Origin of the sequence: Sulfitobacter sp. M368 (assembly GCF_025141875.1) — a bacterium.
In the GTDB taxonomy this organism is placed as follows: Bacteria; Pseudomonadota; Alphaproteobacteria; order Rhodobacterales; family Rhodobacteraceae; genus Sulfitobacter; species Sulfitobacter mediterraneus_A.
The window spans coordinates 1564220-1586049 of sequence record NZ_CP081113.1; the positions used below are offsets into that span (position 1 = coordinate 1564220).

At 59.7% G+C, this 21830-nt stretch carries 21 protein-coding genes; 13 read left to right on the forward strand and 8 right to left on the reverse strand.

What is annotated here, in order from left to right; translation table 11 throughout:
- The first annotated feature begins 1 nt into the window (after position 1).
- The 5 genes from K3754_RS07820 to K3754_RS07840 all read left to right on the forward strand — a co-directional run bounded on the left by K3754_RS07820 (position 2) and on the right by K3754_RS07840 (position 5319).
- Positions 2–382 (forward strand): VOC family protein, encoded by a 381-nt coding sequence (locus tag K3754_RS07820; protein ID WP_259942614.1) that lies wholly within the window; start codon positions 2–4, stop codon positions 380–382.
- Positions 375–1538, forward strand: a complete 1164-nt coding sequence (gene argE / locus K3754_RS07825; RefSeq protein ID WP_203211563.1) for an acetylornithine deacetylase — start codon at positions 375–377, stop codon at positions 1536–1538. Before K3754_RS07820 ends, argE begins: the two co-directional genes overlap by 8 nt.
- A 17-nt stretch (positions 1539–1555) precedes the next feature.
- Positions 1556–2902: an FAD-binding oxidoreductase gene (locus K3754_RS07830; protein WP_259942619.1), complete on the forward strand. Its 1347-nt coding sequence runs from the start codon at positions 1556–1558 to the stop codon at positions 2900–2902.
- Positions 2903–2924: 22 nt separating this feature from the next.
- Positions 2925–4091, forward strand: a complete 1167-nt coding sequence (locus K3754_RS07835; RefSeq protein WP_259942622.1) for a M20 aminoacylase family protein — start codon at positions 2925–2927, stop codon at positions 4089–4091.
- A gap of 61 nt (positions 4092–4152) precedes the next feature.
- A complete protein-coding gene (locus tag K3754_RS07840) occupies positions 4153–5319 on the forward strand; it encodes a M20 aminoacylase family protein (protein WP_203211560.1) in 1167 nt (388 codons plus the stop codon).
- Between the two features lie 10 nt (positions 5320–5329).
- Here K3754_RS07840 and K3754_RS07845 read toward each other — a convergent pair whose 3' ends face one another.
- From K3754_RS07845 to moaA, 3 genes are read right to left on the reverse strand one after another with little or no spacing between them, the layout of a single operon-like run.
- Positions 5330–6358 carry a glycosyltransferase family 4 protein gene (locus tag K3754_RS07845; RefSeq protein ID WP_259942626.1) on the reverse strand — a complete coding sequence of 343 codons (1029 nt, stop codon included), beginning with the start codon at positions 6356–6358 and terminating at the stop codon, positions 5330–5332.
- Positions 6351–7640: a 3-deoxy-D-manno-octulosonic acid transferase gene (locus tag K3754_RS07850; RefSeq protein WP_259942628.1), complete on the reverse strand. Its 1290-nt coding sequence runs from the start codon at positions 7638–7640 to the stop codon at positions 6351–6353. Before K3754_RS07850 ends, K3754_RS07845 begins: the two co-directional genes overlap by 8 nt.
- Positions 7641–7646: 6 nt before the next feature.
- Positions 7647–8654 carry a GTP 3',8-cyclase MoaA gene (gene moaA / locus K3754_RS07855; RefSeq protein ID WP_203211557.1) on the reverse strand — a complete coding sequence of 336 codons (1008 nt, stop codon included), beginning with the start codon at positions 8652–8654 and terminating at the stop codon, positions 7647–7649.
- Positions 8655–8739: 85 nt separating this feature from the next.
- Here moaA and K3754_RS07860 point away from each other — a divergent pair, with 85 nt between their 5' ends.
- Complete coding sequence (locus K3754_RS07860) at positions 8740–9279, forward strand: hypothetical protein (protein WP_259942631.1); 540 nt, start codon at positions 8740–8742, stop codon at positions 9277–9279.
- On the opposite strand, the gene K3754_RS07865 is transcribed toward K3754_RS07860, so the two are convergent.
- Genes K3754_RS07865 through glmU form a run of 4 tightly spaced genes read right to left on the reverse strand, consistent with a single transcriptional unit; the run spans position 9276 to position 13687 of the window.
- A complete protein-coding gene (locus K3754_RS07865; RefSeq protein ID WP_259942633.1) occupies positions 9276–9965 on the reverse strand; it encodes a DNA alkylation repair protein in 690 nt (229 codons plus the stop codon). The genes K3754_RS07860 and K3754_RS07865 overlap by 4 nt on opposite strands.
- The gene (locus tag K3754_RS07870; RefSeq protein ID WP_203211554.1) at positions 9958–10512 is read right to left on the reverse strand and encodes a pyridoxamine 5'-phosphate oxidase family protein; all 555 of its coding nucleotides are present in this window, start codon (positions 10510–10512) and stop codon (positions 9958–9960) included. The genes K3754_RS07865 and K3754_RS07870 overlap by 8 nt, the downstream gene beginning before the upstream one ends.
- Positions 10512–12332 (reverse strand): glutamine--fructose-6-phosphate transaminase (isomerizing), encoded by a 1821-nt coding sequence (glmS, locus tag K3754_RS07875; RefSeq protein ID WP_259942635.1) that lies wholly within the window; start codon positions 12330–12332, stop codon positions 10512–10514. The genes K3754_RS07870 and glmS overlap by 1 nt, the downstream gene beginning before the upstream one ends.
- A 2-nt stretch (positions 12333–12334) precedes the next feature.
- Positions 12335–13687, reverse strand: a complete 1353-nt coding sequence (glmU, locus tag K3754_RS07880; RefSeq protein ID WP_259942637.1) for a bifunctional UDP-N-acetylglucosamine diphosphorylase/glucosamine-1-phosphate N-acetyltransferase GlmU — start codon at positions 13685–13687, stop codon at positions 12335–12337.
- A 129-nt stretch (positions 13688–13816) separates the two neighbouring features.
- Between glmU and K3754_RS07885 the strand changes: the two genes are divergently transcribed.
- Positions 13817–14494: an HAD-IIIA family hydrolase gene (locus tag K3754_RS07885; protein WP_259942639.1), complete on the forward strand. Its 678-nt coding sequence runs from the start codon at positions 13817–13819 to the stop codon at positions 14492–14494.
- Positions 14491–15687, forward strand: coding sequence for a DegT/DnrJ/EryC1/StrS aminotransferase family protein (locus K3754_RS07890; RefSeq protein WP_259942641.1), 1197 nt, complete (start codon positions 14491–14493; stop codon positions 15685–15687). Before K3754_RS07885 ends, K3754_RS07890 begins: the two co-directional genes overlap by 4 nt.
- 35 nt (positions 15688–15722) lie before the next feature.
- Here the strand turns inward: K3754_RS07890 and K3754_RS07895 are convergent, their stop codons facing one another.
- The gene (locus tag K3754_RS07895) at positions 15723–16199 is read right to left on the reverse strand and encodes a pyridoxamine 5'-phosphate oxidase family protein (RefSeq protein ID WP_203211549.1); all 477 of its coding nucleotides are present in this window, start codon (positions 16197–16199) and stop codon (positions 15723–15725) included.
- Positions 16200–16340: 141 nt separating this feature from the next.
- Between K3754_RS07895 and K3754_RS07900 the strand changes: the two genes are divergently transcribed.
- The 5 genes from K3754_RS07900 (at position 16341) to K3754_RS07920 (ending at position 21782) form a co-directional block, all read left to right on the forward strand.
- A complete protein-coding gene (locus tag K3754_RS07900; RefSeq protein WP_259942644.1) occupies positions 16341–17504 on the forward strand; it encodes an isovaleryl-CoA dehydrogenase in 1164 nt (387 codons plus the stop codon).
- 4 nt (positions 17505–17508) lie between these two features.
- Positions 17509–17856 (forward strand): hypothetical protein, encoded by a 348-nt coding sequence (locus K3754_RS07905; RefSeq protein WP_259942647.1) that lies wholly within the window; start codon positions 17509–17511, stop codon positions 17854–17856.
- Positions 17853–18566 (forward strand): flavodoxin family protein, encoded by a 714-nt coding sequence (locus tag K3754_RS07910; protein WP_259942650.1) that lies wholly within the window; start codon positions 17853–17855, stop codon positions 18564–18566. Before K3754_RS07905 ends, K3754_RS07910 begins: the two co-directional genes overlap by 4 nt.
- A complete protein-coding gene (locus tag K3754_RS07915; RefSeq protein WP_259942653.1) occupies positions 18566–20083 on the forward strand; it encodes an AMP-binding protein in 1518 nt (505 codons plus the stop codon). The genes K3754_RS07910 and K3754_RS07915 overlap by 1 nt, the downstream gene beginning before the upstream one ends.
- A 94-nt stretch (positions 20084–20177) precedes the next feature.
- The gene (locus K3754_RS07920; protein WP_203211544.1) at positions 20178–21782 is read left to right on the forward strand and encodes a carboxyl transferase domain-containing protein; all 1605 of its coding nucleotides are present in this window, start codon (positions 20178–20180) and stop codon (positions 21780–21782) included.
- Positions 21783–21830 lie beyond the last annotated feature (48 nt).

Consider the following 21830-nt stretch of genomic DNA (forward strand, 5'->3'; position numbering starts at 1 on the left):
CATGCGCCTGACGCAGATCACACCCTTTGTGCCCTGCACCAACCTGGCGGCGCAGACCGGGTTCTATCGCGACGTGCTGGGGTTTACCCTGGGATTTGAGGCAGACAATTATGCCTTTTTGCGCCGGGATGATGTTGCGGTTCGATTGGTCGAGGTCAGTGCGGGGGTGGATCTCAAAGATCCTGCCCGCGAGGGATCATTCTACATAGATGTACAGGGCATTGACGCGCTTTATGCCGACATGAAACTCATGCTGGACAGGCTGCCGGCGGGCCGGGTGCGGGCCCCCTTCAACCAAGATTATGGCCAGCGTGAATTCCACGTGGCGGACGAAGACTGCACCCTGGTCTTTTTCGGAGAAGGAATAAACTCAAATGGCTGAACGGCTTTCCCCCTTCGCCCTGATGGAAAAACTCATCAGTTTTCCCACTGTATCGCGTGACACCAACATCCCGCTGGTCGACTGGGTGGCCGATTACCTGGACAGCCACGGCATCGAGAGCCATCGCTATGTTGATCCGGAGGAGCCCAAGCATGCGCTTTTTGCCCATGTCGGCCCTTGGGAAGAGGGCGCAATCGTCCTGTCGGGGCATACCGATGTTGTGCCGATTGACGGGCAACCCTGGGACACTGATCCGTTCAGCGTTGTGGAAAAAGACGGCAAATATTACGGGCGCGGCACCTGCGACATGAAAGGGTTTGATGCGCTGGCCCTTTGGGCCTTGGTCGAGGGGAAATACATGGGGCTGAAACGCCCGTTGCAGATCGCGCTGAGTTTTGATGAGGAAATTGGATGCACCGGCGCGCCGCCGATGATTGAGGCGATGCAGCCTGTGTTGCCCAAGGGATCTGCCGTGATCGTGGGGGAGCCGTCAACCATGCAAGCGGTGACCGGCCACAAGGGCGGCACCGGGTTTGACACGCACGTGGTGGGCTTTGAGGTGCATTCCTCGCTGATGCATACCGGGGTCAACGCGATCATGGCCGGGGCCAAATTGATCGAATGGGCCAATGAAATGAACACTCAAAGCATGGCGCGTAAACCCACTGCCATTGCCGCGATGTTTGATCCGCCGTTCACCACCAGCCATGTTGGCATGATCGAAGGGGGAACAGCCCATAACATCACCGCCAAGGACTGCAAATTCGCCATGGATTTCCGCGTGGTGCCGGGCGAGGACAAAGATGCCTGGAGCACCGCCTATCTCAAGAAGGTGCGCGAGGTCGAAGCGCAGATGCAGGCTGTTGTGCCCGAGACCTACATCGAGGTCACACCACGCTTTGATGTGCCGGGGCTCAAGCCCGAAGACAATGGCGAGGCCGAAACATTGGTGCGCCAGATCACCGGTGACAATGCCAGTCACAAGGTCAGCTATGGCACCGAGGCCGGGCAGTTCCAAGAGGCCGGATATTCGGCGGTGATCTGCGGGCCGGGTGACATTGCGCAGGCGCATCAACCCAATGAGTTTATTGAGATATCTCAGTTCAACGCCGGACATGACTTTATGAAGAGCCTGCTGTCGCGGCTGGCCTCTTAAGGCCCGAACAGTCACCAATGTCCGCCTTCCCGTTCCGCGCCCCGATACCGCAACGCTTTGCCGGGCCCGTGCCTGAGGCGGCGGATGTGGTTGTCATCGGTGGCGGCGTGATCGGGGTGACCACCGCGCTTTACCTGGCGCGGAGCGGGCACCGGGTGGTCCTGCTTGAAAAAGGGCGCATCGCCGCCGAACAATCCGCGCGCAATTGGGGGTGGATCAGGCAACAGGGCCGCGATCCCGACGAACTGCCGATCATGATGGAGGCAATCGGCCTGTGGCAGGATCTGGCCGCCGATTGTGCCGTTGACATCGGGCTGCATCAGGGCGGCGTGACCTATTTCGCGGAGACCGAGAAAGACCTGTCCGGATTTTCCAATTGGCAGTCGTTGGCGGCGGATCATGATCTGGACACCCGTATGTTGTCCTCGCGTGAGGCGGCGGCGATGTTTCCCGATATGGGACAGCGTTACAAAGGCGCGATGGTGACGCCGTCTGACATGCGGGCAGAGCCATGGCTGGCGGTGCCCGCCCTGGCGGATCTTGCGGCGGCGGAAGGTGTAGATATCATTGAGAACTGCGCGGTGCGTTGCCTTGATCTGGCGGCGGCCAAAGTGGCGGGCGTCGTTACGGAAAGCGGCCGTATCGCTGCGCCGCGTGTGGTTTTGGCGGCTGGCGCGTGGTCATCCTTGTTTCTGCGCAATCACGGGGTGTCCCTGCCACAGCTTTCGGTGCGCGAAAGCGTTCTGTCGACCGCGCCCTTGCCGCATCTGTGTGAAGGCGCGGCTGCGGACAGCAAAGTGGCGTTCCGGCGCCGGGCCGATGGCGGCTACACTTTGGCGCCCTCTGGCGTGACAGAGCTCTTCATCGGTCCAGATGCCTTTCGCCATTTCGGAAAGTATCTGCCCCAGCTTAGGGCCAATCCCTTGGGACAATCCTATCATCTTGCATCGCCAAAGGATTATCCGGATGGTTGGGGGACCAAACGCCGCTGGACCGCAGATGATCAAACCCCGTTTGAGCGGATGCGCATTCTCGACCCTGCGCCCAACATCAAAAAGCTGGACCGTTTGGTGGAAGATTTTGTCGCGCTTTTCCCGGCCTTGCCTGAGGTCAAGGTCACGGCCCGCTGGGCAGGGATGATCGATACAATGCCTGATGTGGTGCCTGTGGTGGACCATTGTACTGAGCTGCCGGGGCTGGTGATCGGCACGGGCATGTCCGGCCATGGGTTCGGCATTGGTCCTGCGATGGGGCGTGTTTTGGCGGCTCTGGTCACTGGCGATCCGCTGGGGCATGATCTGACAAGGTTTCGCGCAGCCCGATTCACCGATGGCAGCGCGATCCGGCTGGGCCCATCTGTTTGAGCCCGCCAATTTAGGGGGACATATGCCAATTAAGAACCGTTTTGCCGAAACTCATGCCGAAATCACCGCATGGCGCCGTCACTTGCACCAATATCCAGAACTGCAATTTGACGTGCATGAAACCGCGAAATTCGTTGAGGAGAAGCTAAGGGAATTTGGCATCACGGACATCACCACCGGCATTGGCCAGACCGGCGTTGTGGCGGTGATTGAGGGCAAGACCAACACATCGGGGCGCACGATCGGGCTGAGGGCCGATATGGATGCACTGCCGATCGAAGAGGCAACGGGCCTTGAATATGCCTCCAAAGTTCCCGGCAAGATGCATGCTTGCGGCCATGATGGCCATACCGCGATGCTGCTGGGGGCGGCGCAATATCTGGCGGAAACCCGCAACTTTGATGGCCGCTGTGTTCTGATCTTTCAGCCTGCCGAAGAGGGCGGCGGCGGTGGCAATGAGATGGTCAAAGACGGGCTTATGGAACGATGGTCAATTGATGAGGTCTACGGCATGCACAATATGCCGGATTACCCGGTGGGCAAATTCGCGATCCGCCCCGGTGCCTTGCTGGCGGCGACGGATCAATTTGACATCGTGATCGACGGGCAGGGCGGTCATGCCGCCGCCCCGCATGAGGCGGTTGATACCAATCTGGCGGCGGCGCATGTGGTGGTGGCGCTGCAATCCATTGCCAGCCGCAATGTGGACCCGATCAAACAGGTGGTTGTCTCGGTCTGCACCCTGCGCAGTGACACCGACAGCCACAATGTATTGCCGCAAACCGTGCGCCTGCGCGGCACGGTGCGCAGCTTGGATGAAGACGTGCGCGATCTGGCCGAACAGCGGCTGCGCGAGCTGGTGACGCATACCGCTGCGGCCTATCAATGCCGCGCCGATATTGATTATGAACGTGGCTATCCCGTGACGGTCAATCACGACAAAGAAACCGTATATGCCGCTGATGTTGCTGAAAAAATTGTGCCAGACGTCTGGCGCGACACGCCGCCGATCATGGCCGGAGAGGATTTTTCCTATATGCTGAATGCGCGTCCGGGAGCCTATATCATGATTGGCAACGGCGATGGCGCGACGGTGCATCACCCGATGTATGATTTCAACGACGATGCGATTCCGGCGGGCTGTTCATGGTTTGCCGAAATGGTTGAGACTCGTTTGCCGTCAAACTGATCCTACATATCAAACAGAGGCGGATGAAACCGCCTAAACAAGAATAAAAGGAAGACACCCAATGCCCGTAAAGAACCGATTTGCCGAATTGCATGATGACATCACCGCATGGCGACGTGATTTGCATGAACACCCCGAAATCCTGTTTGAGACCCACCGGACCTCGGCCACCGTGGCCGAGAAACTGCGGGCGTTCGGCTGCGACGAAGTGGTCGAAGGCATCGGGCGCACCGGTGTTGTGGGTGTGATCAAGGGCAAATCGACCGCGTCTGGCAAGGTGATCGGTCTGCGCGCGGATATGGACGCGCTGCCGATCCATGAACAGACCGGTGTTGAATATGCCTCCAAGACGCCCAATGCGATGCATGCCTGCGGCCATGACGGGCATACGGCGATGCTTCTTGGCGCGGCGCAATATCTGGCGGAGACCCGCAATTTTGACGGCACGGCGGTGGTGATCTTTCAGCCCGCCGAAGAGGGCGGCGGCGGTGGCCGCGAGATGTGCGAAGACGGGATGATGGACCGTTGGAACATCCAAGAGGTCTACGGCATGCACAACTGGCCGGGCGTGCCGACGGGCAAGTTCGGCATCCGCTCGGGCCCGTTCTTTGCGGCGACCGATCTGCTTGATATCGAGATTGAGGGCTTGGGCGGCCATGCGGCCAAACCGAACGAGACAATTGATACAACCGTTGTCGCCGCGCATATCGTGACCGCCCTGCAGACCATTGCCTCGCGAAATGCCGATCCGGTGGGCAGCATCGTGGTGTCGATCACATCCTTTGAAACCTCCTCAAAGGCGTTCAACGTGATCCCGCAGCGGGTTAATATGCTGGGTACGGTGCGCACCTTGTCCAATGAGCTGCGCGATCTGGCGGAAAAGCGGGTGACGGAGATCTGTGAAGGCATCGCCACGACCTTTGGCGCGACTGCACGAGTGAACTATAAACGCAACTATCCGGTCATGGTAAACCACGAAGAACAGACAGAATTTGCAGCCGAAGTTGCGCGGTCCGTGTCAGGTGATTGTGACGAGGCACCGCTGGTCATGGGCGGTGAAGATTTCGCCTTTATGCTCGAAGAGCGGCCCGGCGCCTACATCCTTGTCGGCAATGGCGACAGCGCCGCCGTGCATCACCCGATGTACAATTTCAACGACGAGGCGATCCCAGCAGGATGCAGCTGGTGGGCGGGCATCGTTGAGCAGCGCATGCCTGTGATGAACTAAGCGGCGGGCGCTAACCCTGCCAAAGCGATTGGTAGACGGCATCAATGCCGTCTGCCTCTGCCTTGGCGCTAAAGCTGTGAAGCGCAACGTCACGGGCCGCAGCAGCGGCGTTCTTACGGTCCAGCATTTCCTGTGCGGCAAAGGCGGCGGCTTCTGCATCTTCCAGCGGGACAATGGCACCGACGCGCCCCTGCGCGGAAAAATTGCGATAGTATCCTGTTTCACTGCCCACGAATGGCACCCCTGACGCGAGACCTTCCAGCGGCACCATGCCATACCCCTCATAGCGTGGCAGTTGCATCACCAGTGACAGGGACCGCATCAGCATGGGCAACCTGTCCGCTGCAATCTCGCCGGGAAAGAGCAGGCGATCGGCCAGTCCGGCGGCGGCAACCTTGGCTTTCAAGTCTTTGAGATAGCTTTCGTATTTCCCGCCAGCCCGGCCAATGACCAGAGCCACCGTTCCGGGCCGTTCAGGCAGCAGACGCAGCATTGCATCGACAAAAACATCGGTTCCTTTTTCAGGCCGGATGCGCCCGATGGTCGCGATCCCTGACGTGCCGCCATAGCCGAGATTGGCCCATGCGGCGGCGCGATCCTTGGCGGGATAGAACGCCTCGGTATCGACCCCATGCGGAACCACCGCGCGGACGTGGGGCACAAATTCGGCGGCTTTATCCGTAGTGGCAATCACCGCGTCCATGCGGCTGATCAGCCAGCGCGGATAGGCCGAATGCAAGCGCTGCGCGGCGGAGGTAAAGACGATCTTGATCGGCGCGCGCCGGATATCGCGCAACCAGATGGCGCTGCGCATTTCGGGGTTTCGCCGCACATGCCAGATCGCGAATGGGCGGTCGTCGGGCACGGTGCGGGACATGGCATGGGCCGCACCTGGCGTGACCGGATCAGGGCAGCCGGGCAGGGGGTGTCCAACAAAGGTCAGATCATAGCGCCGCCGCTGCTGGCGGATCACATTGGCGGCTGTGGCCGAAACACCGGTGAAATTCGGGTTGTAGTTCGTGACAAAAACTTCAGCCATCTGCGCCAAGGTCCAATGCTTTGATCAGGCGCTGCGCGATGCTGTCCAGCTTGTCGGTTTGCGCGGCGGTGAAGGAGGCAGCTGCATTTTTCATGGCAGTCCGCCGTGTCTCGTTGTCAAGCAGTTCAGCGATGTGTGCGGCGAGATCCTCGGCTGTCTTTACCAAACGGGCAGCGCCATTTTTTTCCATCTCTTCATAGGTTTCGGAAAAATTCTTCACGTGGTGGCCGGACAAAACCGCAGCGCCTGATTGTGCCACTTCAAACGGATTGTGCCCGCCGATGGGGTGCAAAGACCCGCCCAGGAACACCAGATCACTGACGGCATACCAACTGCCCAATTCGCCCATGGTATCGGCCAGAAACACCTGTCCGCCGGGCATGTCGCCTGCGGTTCTGCGGGTCATGCTGAGGCCGGATTGTACGATCATCGCTGCCACCGCATCGCCGCGTTCGGGATGGCGGGGGGCGAGGATCAGGCACAGATCAGGGAACCGTTTGAGCAAAGCCTGATGCGCCGCCAGCACCGTTTCCTCTTCGCCTTCATGGGTCGAGGAGGCCACCCAGACCGGCCGATGCCCAAGCGCGGCGCGGGCCTCAAACAAGAGGTCTTCGTCCACTGGCAGCGGGCCTGCCATGGATTTAAGGTTGATCCCCCGCGCCACACGATCCGGCGGCGCGTTCATCGCCACCATCGCCCCGGCCATTGCGTCGTTTTGAGTCAGGATCAGCGAAAAGACATCAAAGATATAGCGGGCGGTTTTGGGGAACCTGCGCCATTGCGCGATGGACCCTTCGGACAGGCGGGCATTGACCAGTGCCATCCTGGTGCCACGCTCATAGGTCCGGCGCAGCATTTGCGGCCAAAGTTCGCTTTCCACAAACACTGCCGCATCGGGGCGCCAATGGCGCAGAAACCGTTTCAGCGGGCCGGGGGCGTCGAGCGGGGCAAATTGATGTACCGCACGGTGCGGCATGCGCTGCGCCAGGAGGCGGGCCGATGTGGCGGTGCCGGAGGTGATCAGAAACTGCGCATTCGGCAAAGCCTTGCCCATGCGGTCAATCAACGCCAGCACAGACAGGCTTTCCCCGACAGAGGCGGCGTGAAACCAGATCAGCGGGCCGGAGGGGTTGCGCGGTTCTGTGGCATGGCCCAGCTTTTCATGGGCGCGGTCCACTGACAGTCCGGCATCGCGCAATTTGCGCACTTCACGACGGGCAAAGAATGGCACAAGCAACATGCTTGCCCCCACCCAGGCACGATAGAGAAAGGGGGCAGGCATGGAAGATCAGCCGCCTGTATGGCTCATGTGGCGCGACATCTGGCCATCGGCGCGCTGGCGCGAATAGTCAAAGTCATGGCCCTTGGGCTTGCGTTCAATCGCGGCGCGGATCGCGGCCTCAAGCGGGGCGCTGTCGGTGGGATGGGCCCGCAGAGGGCCGCGCAGGTCGGCGACGTCCTCCTGCCCCAAACACATGTAAATCTCGCCCGTGCAGGTGATACGCACACGGTTGCAGCTTTCACAGAAATTATGGCTCAGAGGGGTGATAAAGCCGATCTTCTGGCCGGTTTCCTCAAGGCGCACGTAACGCGCAGGTCCGCCGGAGTTCTCCGCCAGATCTGTCACCGTGTAATGTTCGGCATAACGTGCGCGGACATCGTCGAGGGACCAGTATTGTTCCAACCGGTCTTCATTGCCCAGATCGCCCATCGGCATCACTTCAATCCAGGTCAGATCCATGTCCCGCTCGGCGCACCATTTGGTAATTTCGGGCAGCTCGTCTTCGTTGAAACCTTTGAGCGCCACAGCATTGATCTTGACCCGCAGACCGGCTTTTTGCGCCGCATCAACACCGCGCAAAACCTGCGCCAGACGGCCCCAGCGCGTGATTTCGGCGAATTTTCCTTCGTCCAGGGTATCGAGCGAGATATTCACCCGCCGCACGCCTGCGGCATAAAGATCACCTGCGAAACGCTCCAACTGGCTGCCGTTGGTGGTGAGCGTCAGTTCCTTGAGCGTTCCAGCCTCAAGGTGACGGCCCATCGCATTGAAAAACGTCATGATGTCGCGGCGCACCAAGGGTTCTCCGCCGGTGATGCGCAGCTTTTGCACGCCCAGTCCAACAAAGGTGGAACACATGCGGTCCAGTTCTTCGAGGGTAAGCAGTTCCTTCTTGGGCAGGAAGGTCATGTTTTCCGACATGCAGTAGACACAGCGGAAATCGCAACGGTCCGTGACAGAAACCCGCAGATATGTGATTGCGCGCGCGAAAGGATCAATGAGAGGTGCGTTCATGGGTCATAGGTAATGCCCCGCCTATTGCGGGGCAAGCGCCAATTGGTTGATTGCCGGTCCGAAGGGCCGGGGCTAGAATGGCAGGATGAAGCCGTTTGCCCTGATCAGTTTGTCCTGTCTTATCCTCGTCGGTTGCGCCGGCGTGATGGACAGGATCGGAATCTCCATGCCCGGACCGGGCAAACCGGATGCGGTGGCTAATGACGCGCCGCTTGATCCTTTTGTCCCCAGTGATCCGGTGTCGCAGGGCAATATCTTGACCCCGGAAACCTCGGCGCCGCCGCCCGCGCCAAGCGCCCAATCGGCAGAAGCATTGGACACCACCACAGCAGAGCAACGCGCCGCCGCTGTTGCCCCCCCTGCCGCGCCCACCCGCGATCTGGGGCGTACTGTGGCCAGTCTGGGCAGCCCAACAGAGCCCGGATTATGGTTGAAAACACCCTTGGTCAAAGCCGAGGCGCAAGGACGGGTGACCAATCCCGCCAATGGCAAATCCTCTCTGGTGACCTTAATCCCCTTGGATGGGCCCGCAACGGGCGGCAGCCGGGTGTCACTGTCTGCCATGCGTTTGATCGGCGCGTCCTTGACGGACCTGACCGAGGTCACTGTCGCGCTGGAGGGTTAACCACCCGCTTTTTTCAGATGCCGCATCGCTTCTTTCACTGCGAAAGGCTTCATGACATCCCCGTGGGCCTCGACAAACGCGATGGTGCGGGCCGGATCATGGCGCGACAGGTCGCGCAGCCACCAGCCGATGGCTTTTTGAATAAACCACTGATGATCTTTAACCAGGGCTGCGGCCCAGCCCAGAATGCGGTCCCGAGCGGCCAATTCATGGGGTTTAGGGTGGTTCTGCTTGGTCCAGGGCAAGGTCGAGACAAACGCCGCACGCCGTGTCCACATGTGATCGGAGGCAATCCAGGTTTCGACCTCGTCTAAACGTGCGGGGTCAGCCACCAAACGCTTTTGCGCAGCCATAGAGGCGTGATCGGCGATCGCCCAGCTGTCAAAATCAGTGGTCCATGATGCAATCAATCGCCATGCGGGTGTGTCATCGGGGCGCAGTCGGGCCTGGGTTAGCAATTTGGCCGCTGCCAAACGCCCTTCGAAAATATCGGTCTGCCAAAGCGCATCTGACAGTGCGACCCGTTCTGCCAGATTCAGCTCGGCCCGCCAGGACTTGGTCAGCGCGTCAATTTGCGGGTTGGCCAGGCCAAGGTATCGGCGGTCCGCTTTGTGATACTTGCGCATCTGCACGGCGCGTTCGGGGTCTGACAGCGCCTCCAATGCCTCAAGGTACGGATCAATCATCAGACGGACCAAGAATATGGGTTGGCATCCCGTCAATGGTGCGCTGGTTGCGGGTGTCCCAATAGGTTTCGATTTCCGCGGGGCTTTTGTCCAAGGTCCATTTTTCCAAGGTGTCGCGCGGGCCTTGGTGGTCATAGTACGGCACGGCATAGCCGCAGCTGGTTTGCACAAGGTCGATCTGCAGATCGTAGATCTGCCTTGCGCCGTCTGAGGGTGGGAAGAGTTTGTTAAATTCGGCGAATTCCACATCACGGGGGTGCAGGGTGCGGGCCGTGCCGTAGCAGCGCAAAATCATCGGGCGCTTTTCAAATCCGCACCACATCAGGGTCATGCGATTGACCCGTGCCAAATGACCGGCGGTTTCATTGCCCGATCCCGTCAGATTGCGCCAGATGATCCGGTTGGGGCCAAGCACCCGCAGGCTGTCCATCCCTTTGGGCGAGATATTGACACGTCCGTCCTGCGCCGCACTGCCACAAAAGAACATGTGCTGCGCGGCGATAAAGCTGCTGTGATCGTCGCTGAGCGCGTCAAATTGCTTGGCCATTACTCCACCGTGACCGATTTGGCCAGATTGCGCGGCTGGTCAACGTCCGTCCCCTTGGCGACGGCGGTGTGGTAGGCCAGCAATTGAGCCGGTATCGCATAAAGGATCGGGGTGAGTGCATCGCTTATTGAAGGCATCTCGATGCTCGACCAGACTCCTTCATTGGCCTCGCTCAAACCCTTGTTGTCGGACACCAAGATCACTTTGCCTTTGCGGGCCATGACCTCCTGCATGTTGCTGACCGTCTTGTCGAAAAGCGGATCACGCGGGGCCAGCACCACCACCGGCACGTTCTCATCCACAAGCGCGATGGGGCCGTGCTTCAGTTCACCTGATGCATAAGCTTCGGCGTGTATATAGCTGATTTCTTTTAATTTAAGAGCGCCCTCAAGGGCGAGAGGATACATGTGGCCACGCCCCAGAAACAGTACATCTCGGGCCGAGGCCAGTTTACGGGCCGCATCGCGCAGGGCATCGTTTTGCTCTAGCGCGGTGTTCAATACGGCAGGCAATCCGCGCAGATGGCTGATGTGATCCGCGATCGCGGCGTCATCCAGAGCGCCGCGGTCTTTGGCCGCCTTCAGAACAAGCAGGAACAACACTGTGAGCTGGCATGTGAACGCTTTGGTCGAGGCCACGCCAACCTCAACACCGGCAAAGATCGGCAGCGCCAGATCGCTTTCGCGGGCGATGGAGGATTCCGGAACGTTGATCACTGATGTGATGGTTTGCGCCTTGCCCTCGCAATAGCGCAGGGCGGCCAGGGTATCGGCAGTCTCGCCTGACTGGCTGACAAACAGGGCCAGGGTGCGATCAGGGATCGGCGGTTCGCGGTAGCGGAATTCGGAGGCCACATCGACCTCTACGGGCAGGCGAGCAATTTGCTCAAACCAATATTTCGCGGTGAGGCAGGCATAGAATGCCGTGCCGCAGGCGACCATAGTGATGCGGTCTATCTTGCTGAAATCAATGCCTTTATCTGGTAGGTTAATCTCGCCTTCGGCGGTGATATATTGCCGCAGTGCATCCCCGATCACACCGGGCTGTTCGGCGATTTCCTTGGCCATAAAGTGCTTGTGCCCGCCCTTGTCGATGCGGGTGCTGTCAATCTGGATGGTACGGATCGCGCGATTGGCCAATGCGCCGTTTGCATCGGTGATTTCGGCGGAGTTTCGTGTGATGACCGCGACATCGCCTTCTTCAAGATAGGATATCCGGTCTGTCAGCGGCGATAGGGCAATGGCGTCGCTGCCGACGAACATTTCGCCCTCGCCATAGCCCAACGCAAGAGGTGATCCCTTGCGGGCTGCAATCATCAGATCGTCATGGCCGTCAAACAGGAAAGCCAAGGCGAATGCGCCATCCAGCCGGGCAATCGTGCGTTTTGCCGCCTCAACCGGCTCATGACCCTGAGACATATAGTGCTGCGCCATAAGAGCGACGGTTTCGGTGTCGGTCTCGGTGATGAATTTCACACCGTTTTCCGCCAGTTCGGACCGCAATTCGCGGAAGTTCTCGATGATCCCGTTGTGCACCACGGCAACTGGACCGGCCTTATGGGGGTGTGCGTTGTTGACCGTCGGCGCACCGTGGGTGGCCCAGCGGGTATGGCCGATGCCGGACTTGCCCGCCAGCGGTTCGTGCACCAGCAGATCGCTGAGGTTCACCAGCTTTCCGACTGCACGGCGGCGGTCCAATGTGCCGTCGTTCACCGTTGCGATACCGGCGCTGTCATAGCCACGATATTCCAGCCGTTTGAGAGCCTCTACAAGTATCGGCGCTGCTTCGTGGTTTCCCAGTACCCCTACAATTCCGCACATTTCTAGCTGCCTCTCTGCGCTTTGGCCTTTTTGGCCTTTAACATTTCGAACAATTTACGTGCCATCCCCGGTTTCTCGACTTGCGGCGCACGGGCCAGCGCCAGCGCGTCCGGCTCCACGTCCGAGGTGATGACGGAGCCGCTGCCGGTCATCGCGCCATCCCCGATTGAGACCGGCGCGACCAACATGGTGTTTGACCCGATAAATGCGTTCTCGCCGATATGGGTGTGATGCTTCATGACGCCGTCATAATTGCAAGTGATCGTACCGGCGCCGATGTTGGATTTGCGCCCGATTGTGGCATCGCCAATGTAGCTGAGGTGGTTGACCTTGGCCCCTTCGGCGATTTGCGCGTTCTTCACTTCGACAAAATTGCCGATGCGCACGTCTTCGGCCAGCTCCGCGCCAGGGCGCAGGCGGGCATAAGGGCCGACAATGGCACCGCGGGACACATGGCAGCCTTCCAAATGCGAAAACGCGCGAATGGTTGTGCCGGATTCGACAGTCACGCCGGGGCCAAAGACCACATTCGGTTCAATCACCGTGTCGCGGCCAATCACCGTATCACGGGCCAGATAAACTGTTTCGGGGGCCATCAGGGTGACGCCATCTTCCATCAGGGTTTGGCGGGCGCGGGACTGAAACGCGGCATCTGCGGCGGCCAGATCAACGCGAGAATTGACGCCCATGGTTTCTTCTTCGGCGCAGGTCACTGCAGTGGCAGACAAGCCCCGCGCACGGGCGATTTCTACGATGTCGGTGAGGTAATATTCGCCCGCCGCATTGTCATTTCCAACGGCATCAATCAGATCAAAGAGCAGGTCCGACTTGCAGGCAACAACACCGCTATTACAGAGCGTTATTGCGCGTTCTTCATCTGATGCATCTTTGTATTCGACGATCCGGTCCAGGTGATCCCCTTGCAGGATCAACCGCCCATAGCGGGCCGGATCAGCCGCTTCAAAGCCCAGCACAACCAGATCATGCCTGGTCAGTGCCTCTTGCATTTTTTCTAACGTTTCAGGCTGCACGAATGGGGTGTCACCGTATAGCACCAATGCCATTCCATCGAACCCATCCAGCGCCTTGCGGGCCTGCGCAACCGCATGGGCAGTGCCAAGCTGTTCGTCCTGGGTGACGACGGTGACATCGGGATCATGTTCCAACGCTGCGGTTTCGACCTGCGCGGCCCCATGTCCGGCGACAATCACGGTACATTCCGGTGCCAGCGCCGCACCGGAGCCCATGGCGTGCACCAGCATCGGCTCTCCCGCGATTGGGTGCAGTACTTTTGGTAATTCCGAATTCATCCGCGTGCCTTTGCCTGCGGCAAGGATGATCAGTCCAGTTTTCATGTCTGTCTCTTTATTCTGATACTTGCTTTCTCTTTACGCCCTTCGCACAAAGGCGCAAGGCTGCGCGGCATCAAACAAGGTTGCGGGTTGCAACATGTACGGGCGGGGTTCCGCTTAGCAGAGGGTTTCATGAAGACAGTTGTTTTTGATCTCGACGGCACTTTGGCAGACACCAGCGGGGATCTGATCGCGGCGGCGAACGCCTGTTTTCGGCAGATGGGCGAGGGCGATCTGCTGGATGCTGCCCGCGATGCGGGGACGGCGTTGCGGGGCGGTCGGGCGATGCTGACCCTCGGGATGGAACGTTTGGGCCGTCCGCTTGATGATGCCGTGATTGATGTATTCTATCCCAAGCTGCTTGAAGCCTATGCGCAGGACATTGACAGCCGGACCTATCTGTATCCCGGCGCGATGGATGCGGTTGAGACCTTGAAATCAAGCGGTTATCGCGTTGCGATCTGCACAAACAAGCCAGAGGCGCTGGCCGATCAATTGCTGCGGCGGTTGGGCGTGCGTGACATCTGGCAATCCATGCTGGGGGCCGACAGCCTCGCTGTGCGCAAGCCTGATCCTGAGCATTTGCACGAAACCACCCGCCGCGCAGGCGGGGATCCGGCGCAGTCCATGCTGATCGGGGATTCGATCACGGACCGAAAGACGGCGCAGGCGGCCGGGGTGCCTTGTGTGTTGGTGACATTCGGTCCGGCGGGCGGCGACATGTCGGCATTGGAGCCTGAGGCGTTACTACATGATTATGCGGATCTGCCGGGCATTGTTGAAAATTTGATCGGAAGGGCGGGGCAATGACAGAGGTTTTCAAAGGCAGTTTCACACAGCAAGAGCCAATTCCCGAGGCCGGCATCGAGGCAGCCGTGGCGGTGATGCGGCATGGGCGCTTGCACCGATATAATACTGTCGCGGGCGAGATCGCGGAAACTGCGCTGCTGGAGCAGGAGTTTGCCGCGCAGGCCGGCGCGAAGTACTGTCTCGCGGTGGCATCGGGCGGTTATGCGATGGCCACGGCGATGCGGGCGGTGGGGGTCAAACCCGGCGATAAGGTTCTGACAAACACTTTTACCTTGGCCCCGGTTCCGGGGGCAATTGCGGCGCTTGGCGCTGTGCCGGTGTTTGTCGGTGTCACAGACCAGTTGGTGATTGATCTTGAGGATCTCGCCGTCAAGGCCGATCAGGCCGATGTTTTATTGTTGAGCCATATGCGCGGGCATTTGGCGGATATGACCGCGCTCATGGCGATTTGTGATGCGGCGGGGATCACCGTGATTGAAGATTGTGCGCATACCATGGGCGCGGCCTGGGATGGGGTGCCATCGGGAACGCAGGGCAAGGTCGGATGCTATTCCTGCCAAACCTACAAACATGTCAATTCGGGCGAGGGTGGATTGCTCGTCACAGACGATGCAGAGGTGGCGGCGCGGGCGATCATATTGTCCGGCTCTTACATGCTGTATGAACGGCATGAAGCCGGTCCGCCGAGAGAGGCTTTTGAGACCATTCGCTATGAGACCCCCAACATTTCGGGGCGAATGGATAATCTGCGGGCCGCGATCCTGCGCCCGCAATTGAAGGACCTGGACCGTCAAGTGCAGCGGTGGAACGAGCGGTACTATGCGATCGAAGCGGGGCTGCGCGGCACGCCGGGCCTGACCGTGATCGAACGCCCCGGAAAAGAAAGTATTGTTGGATCTTCCATTCAATTCCTGCTGTCCGGCTGGAGCGAGGCCGCCGTGCTAGAGGTACAGCGCAGTTGCGCGGCACGCGGTGTTGAATTGAAATGGTTCGGCGGGGCAGAGCCGGTCGGATTTACCAGCCGCTATGATTCATGGCGTTACGTGGATGCGCCGCCGATGCCCAAAAGTGATGCGGTGCTGGCCGGGATCGTGGATATGCGCGTGCCGCTGACCTTCTCTTTGGAAGATTGTGCCTTGATTGCGCGGATCATCCGCGCAGAGGTTGGCCGCGTGTATCAAGCGCCAAGCTAAAACGCCCCCTCCGAAAGGAGAGGGCGCGGGGTTGATTAGAAATGCACCGTGCCGTGCTGGCCGACATCGGGTTGTTGGTCTGTCAGGTGGGCCTTGGCCACTTCGAACAGGAATTTGATGCTGCCATCGGTCAGCCAGACCTCGGCCTGTTTCAGATCCATCCGCAGCAGCTGCACGTCACTGTCATGCTTACCCCCATCAAACCAGACATCGGCCATCACGTTCCAGATCCGGTCAAGCTGCGCAGGGTCATTCACTGCCTGGACACGCCCATCAATGCGGGCGTAAAGCTGTTCGTCCTTGGTCGATACAATATATTGGGCGTCGGCGCCCGTGGCTGCTGCCTCGGCCAGTGCGGTGCCTTTGGCGGTGATGAACCACAAGAATGGCGCGGTGCTGTCGTCCTCAACAAAATGGCTCATTGGGACGGCAGGGGCGGATCCGGCGGACAACATGCCTGTGCGCGTGTCTTCCAGACGGTCCCAGAATTCTTTTTTCAAACTGTCGGTCATGTTCTCTCTCTTTTTGCTGAATTTGCATTGCTGAAGGACCAACGGGCAGCGCGGCAATTGGTTCCACCTTTCCAAGACGCTTGACCGGTGGATGTTTGATCTGTAAGTAATGAACAAGCGTTCAATAAACGGGAGAGAGCCATGTTCAACGCCAGTATGCAGTTTGATCTGGGGGAAGATGTCGGCGCATTGCGCGAAATGGTGCATCGCTGGGCGCAAGAGCGCGTCAAGCCGATGGCCGCAGACATTGACACCAAGAATGAGTTCCCGCCCGAGCTTTGGACCGAGATGGGTGAACTGGGCCTCCTTGGTATGACCGTCGACGAGGAATTTGGCGGCACGGGCATGGGCTATGTGGCGCATACGGTTGCGGTAGAGGAAATCGCGCGGGCGTCGGCTTCGGTCTCGCTGTCTTATGGGGCGCATTCGAACCTATGCCTGAACCAGATCAAGTTGAACGGCACGCAAGAGCAGAAAGAGAAATACCTGCCCAAGCTGTGTTCCGGCGAACATGTCGGCGCTTTGGCAATGTCAGAGCCATCTGCGGGCAGTGACGTGGTCAGCATGAAACTTCGCGCCGAAAAGCGAAACGATCATTACCGTCTGTCGGGCAATAAATACTGGATCACCAACGGCCCGGATGCCGATACATTGGTGGTTTACGCCAAAACGGACCCCGATGCCGGCTCCAAGGGGATCACCGCCTTCTTGATCGAAAAGACGATGAAGGGTTTCACAACCAGCCCGCATTTTGACAAGCTGGGGATGCGCGGGTCGAACACGGCAGAGCTGATCTTTGACGACGTAGAAGTGCCGTTTGAGAACGTGCTGGGCGAGGAGGGTAAAGGCGTGCGCGTGTTGATGTCCGGTCTGGACTACGAACGCGTGGTGCTGGCCGGTATCGGCCTTGGCATTATGGCGGCCTGTCTGGACGAGATCATGCCTTACATGGCCGAGCGCAAACAATTTGGTCAGCCGATCGGCAACTTCCAACTGATGCAGGGCAAGATGGCGGATATGTACACCGCGATGAATTCGGCCCGTGCCTATGTCTATTCGGTTGCGCAGGCCTGTGACCGTGGCACCGTAACCCGTCAGGATGCCGCGGCCTGCTGTCTTTACGCCTCGGAGCAGGCCATGGTGCAGGCGCATCAGGCCGTACAGGCCATGGGCGGCGCGGGCTATTTGTCCGACAACCCGGTGGGCCGGATTTTCCGTGATGCCAAACTGATGGAAATCGGCGCAGGCACTTCGGAAATTCGCCGGATGCTGGTGGGCCGCGAGATGATGGCTTCGATGGGTTAAACAGATGCCGCGCTGGCTTTGGTGGGCGCCCTTGGCGGCGCTGACCGGTCTTGGCGCAGTATTGGTGTTCCGGTTGGGCTGGATCGTGGCCACGCTGGAGCAAAGCGACGTGATCGCGCGGTATGCCGCGCTTTATCTGCAGGAGGCCGGAACAGGGGCCAAACCAATCGATTGCGCGGCCTATCCCGCGCCGGATTTGGCCAGCGTTTGGATCGTCGTGCGGTGTAAACCGATGGGAGAAACTGGAGTGTTTGAGGCTGTGTACTACGTGAATAGGTTCGGCGGCCGCATTGCGGCACCCTTGCCTGCGGCCGGTACATCGCCTTTTCCGGAACTGGAGCCCGACACATGACAACCCCTCTCAAAGCCTTGTTTATCAACACGTCTCTCAAGAAAGAGCCATCGGAAAGCCATACCAAGCTTTTGATGAACGCCAGCGCCGCCATCATGGAGGGCGAGGGCGTAGAGGTTGAACATCTGCATCTGCTCAGCCATCAGGTGCCGCCAGGTGTTTATCCCGACATGACCGAACATGGCTGGGCGCAGGACGACTGGCCAATTTTATGGGAAAAGGTGCTGGCCGCCGATATCCTGATCATAGGCACGCCGCTTTGGCTGGGCGAGGAATCCTCTGTTTGCCGTGTCCTGATCGAACGTCTCTACGCGATGAGCGGGGAGCTGAACAACAAGGGGCAATCGGTCTTCTATGGCAAGGTTGCGGCCTGTGTGATCACCGGCAACGAGGATGGCATCAAACACACCGCCATGACCCTTGGCTTTGCGATGAACCACTTGGGCTACACGATCCCGCCGCAGGCCGATTGTGGCTGGATCGGCGAGGCGGGGCCAGGGCCATCCTATGGAGACGATCTGGAGGATGGCAGCCGCGCCGGGTTGGACAATGAATTCACCCAGCGCAACACCACGATCATGACGTGGAACGCCATGCATCTGGCACGAATGCTCAATGCGGCAGGCGGTTATCCCAATCAGGGCAACGATCGCAAGGCTTGGGATGCGGGTGCACGATTTGGCTATGAGAATCCGGAGTATCGCAGCTGATGGACCTGCCGGGCCTGCATATTGACCACAGCTGGGACATTCCCGCGCGGCTGAACATGGCCGCGCAATGCCTGTCGCAGCCGGACGGGGCCACGGCGATCATTGATTTGACCGGTCCGCAGCGGCGCGATGTCAGCTTTGGCCAATTGCATTCCATGGCCGATGGTCTGGCCCGTGCCCTGTTGAAAAAGGTGCGGGCAGGTGACCGTGTGGGCGTTTTGCTCAGCCAAAGCCCTTGGTGCGCGGCGGCCCATCTGGCGATCTGGAAAATTGGCGCGATTTCAGTGCCTTTGTTCAAACTCTTCAAGCATGATGCGCTGGCCAGCCGGGTCGGGGATGCGGGCTGTGCCATTGTTCTGACGGACGATGAAGGGGCGGCACTGCTGGGCGATTTGGCAGAGGCGTGGATCGCGAACTACGTCGGCATACAGGGTGATCCGGTCGGGTTTGCCGACACCGCCGCTGACGATCCCGCCGTGCTGATTTATACCTCCGGCACCACCGGCAGCCCCAAGGGCGCGCTGCATGGGCACCGGGTTCTGACCGGCCATTTGCCCGGGGTCTCGATCAGTCACAATCATCTGGGGCAGCAGGGTGATTGCCTCTGGACTCCCGCGGACTGGGCGTGGATTGGCGGGCTGTTCGACGTGCTGATGCCGGGGCTGGCGCTTGGCATTCCTGTGGTGGCGGCGCGGATGAGCAAATTCACGGTGGAGGGCTGCGCCGAGGTGATCGCGCAGGGCGGGGCGCGCAATGTATTCTTTCCGCCCACTGCTTTAAGAATGCTCAAAGCGGCAGATATGGCGATCCCCGGTTTGCGGTCCGTGGCCAGTGGCGGCGAGCCATTGGGCGGCGAGATGCTGGCTTGGGGGCGCAAAGCCTTCGGGTTGGAGATCAACGAGTTCTACGGCCAGACCGAATGCAACATGGTCGCTTCCTCCTGCGCCGCTGATTTTGATGCACAACCGGGGTGTATCGGGAAGCCGGTGCCGGGCCATGACGTTGCCGTGATTGACAGCGCAGGCCAACCCACATCGGGCGAAGGTGACGTGGCCATCCGGCGCGGATCGGCGTCGATGATGCTGCGCTATTGGAACCGGCCAGAGGCGACGGCCGAGAAATTTCGCGATGATTGGCTGATCACTGGAGATCGCGGCATCTGGGAGGGTGATTACCTGCGCTTTGTCGGGCGCGAGGATGATGTGATCACCTCGGCCGGATACCGCATTGGCCCGGTCGAGATTGAAGATTGCCTGCTGACCCATCCCGGCGTTGCGACCGTGGGGGTTGTGGGCAAGCCTGATCCGCTGCGCACGGAGGTGGTCAAAGCCTATGTGGTGCGCAAGCACGGTTCCGGTGTAGAGGCCGAAGAGTTGCAGAAATGGGTCAAAGATCGGCTGGCAAGCTATTCTTATCCAAGGGAAATTTCTTTTGTCGACGCCCTGCCGATGACGGTAACTGGCAAGGTGATCCGCAAGGAGCTGAAGGCCCGTGCTGCGGCGGAGGGGGCCGTATGAACTGGTCCATTCTCCACCCGGCGGCAGAACAGATTTATTCGAAAAAGCCGGCACCTCGGTGCCAGAATATTCCGCGAAATGAAGGAGATGAAACGTGAAACTCACTTCGCAGGCGCTGCCTTCGTCCGAAGGCTACAAAAACAACGAAGCGGCCCATCTGGAGGCGCTGGAGCAGGTGCGCGAGGCGGCACAGGCCGCCGCATTGGGTGGCGGCGAGAAGTCCCGCGCCCGCCACGAAAGCCGGGGCAAGATGTTGCCGCGCGAACGTGTGGCCAACCTGCTGGACCCGGGCAGCCCGTTTCTGGAGATCGGCGCGACGGCGGCGCATGGGCTTTATGATGGAGCGGCGCCCTGTGCGGGTGTGATCGCAGGCATTGGCCGGGTGCAGGGGCAAGAGGTCATGGTGGTGTGTAACGACGCCACCGTGAAGGGCGGCACCTATTATCCGATGACGGTGAAAAAACACCTACGGGCCCAAGAGATCGCCGAGACCAACCATCTGCCTTGTGTCTACTTGGTGGACAGCGGCGGCGCGAACCTGCCCAATCAGGACGAAGTGTTTCCCGACCGGGATCATTTTGGTGCGATCTTCTACAATCAGGCCCGGATGAGCGCAAAGGGCATTCCGCAGATCGCGGTGGTGATGGGCTCTTGCACCGCGGGCGGGGCCTATGTACCGGCGATGTCGGATGTGACAATCATCGTCAAAGAGCAGGGCACGATCTTTCTCGCCGGTCCGCCCTTGGTCAAGGCGGCCACGGGCGAGGTGGTCTCTGCCGAAGATCTGGGCGGCGGTGATGTGCATACGCGCCTGTCCGGCGTGGCCGATTACCTGGCCGAAGATGACGCCCATGCCTTGTCTCTGGCCCGCCGTGCAGTGGGGCAGCTGAACCGCAGCAAGCCAAAGACCGTGGAATGGGCCAGCCCCGAAGAGCCGGCCTATGATCCATCCGAACTGCTGGGTGTGGTGCCGGCGGATCTGCGCACGCCCTATGATATCCGCGAGGTGATCGCGCGTCTGGTCGACGGCAGCCGCTTTGATGAATTCAAGGCCCGCTTTGGCGAGACCCTTGTGACCGGTTTTGCTCATGTCAAAGGATGCCCGATCGGGATCGTGGCCAACAATGGTGTGCTGTTTTCCGAGGCAGCGCAGAAGGGTGCGCATTTCATTGAACTGTGCTCGCAACGCAATATCCCCTTGGTTTTCCTGCAAAACATCACCGGCTTTATGGTCGGACGTAAATATGAAAATGAAGGCATTGCGCGGCACGGCGCCAAGATGGTGACAGCGGTGGCCAGCACAAATGTACCCAAGATCACCATGCTGGTGGGCGGCTCCTTCGGGGCGGGCAACTATGGCATGTCCGGCCGGGCCTATCGCCCGCGGTTCCTGTGGACTTGGCCCAACAGCCGGATTTCCGTGATGGGCGGCCCGCAGGCGGCGGGGGTTCTGGCGACAGTCAAACGTGATGCCATTGAACGGGCAGGCGGCACCTGGTCCGCCGAAGAAGAGGCGGCCTTTAAGCAACCGACGATAGATATGTTCGAAGAACAGAGCCATCCGCTTTATGCCTCCGCGCGGCTTTGGGACGACGGGATCATTGATCCGCGCAAGAGCCGCGATGTGCTGTCACTGTCTTTGTCAGCCAGTTTGAACGCACCGATTGAGCCGACACGCTTTGGCGTGTTCCGGATGTGATGGCGATGGATCACGAAGGCGCAGGGGTCTTTTTTTGGGCAGAGCTGG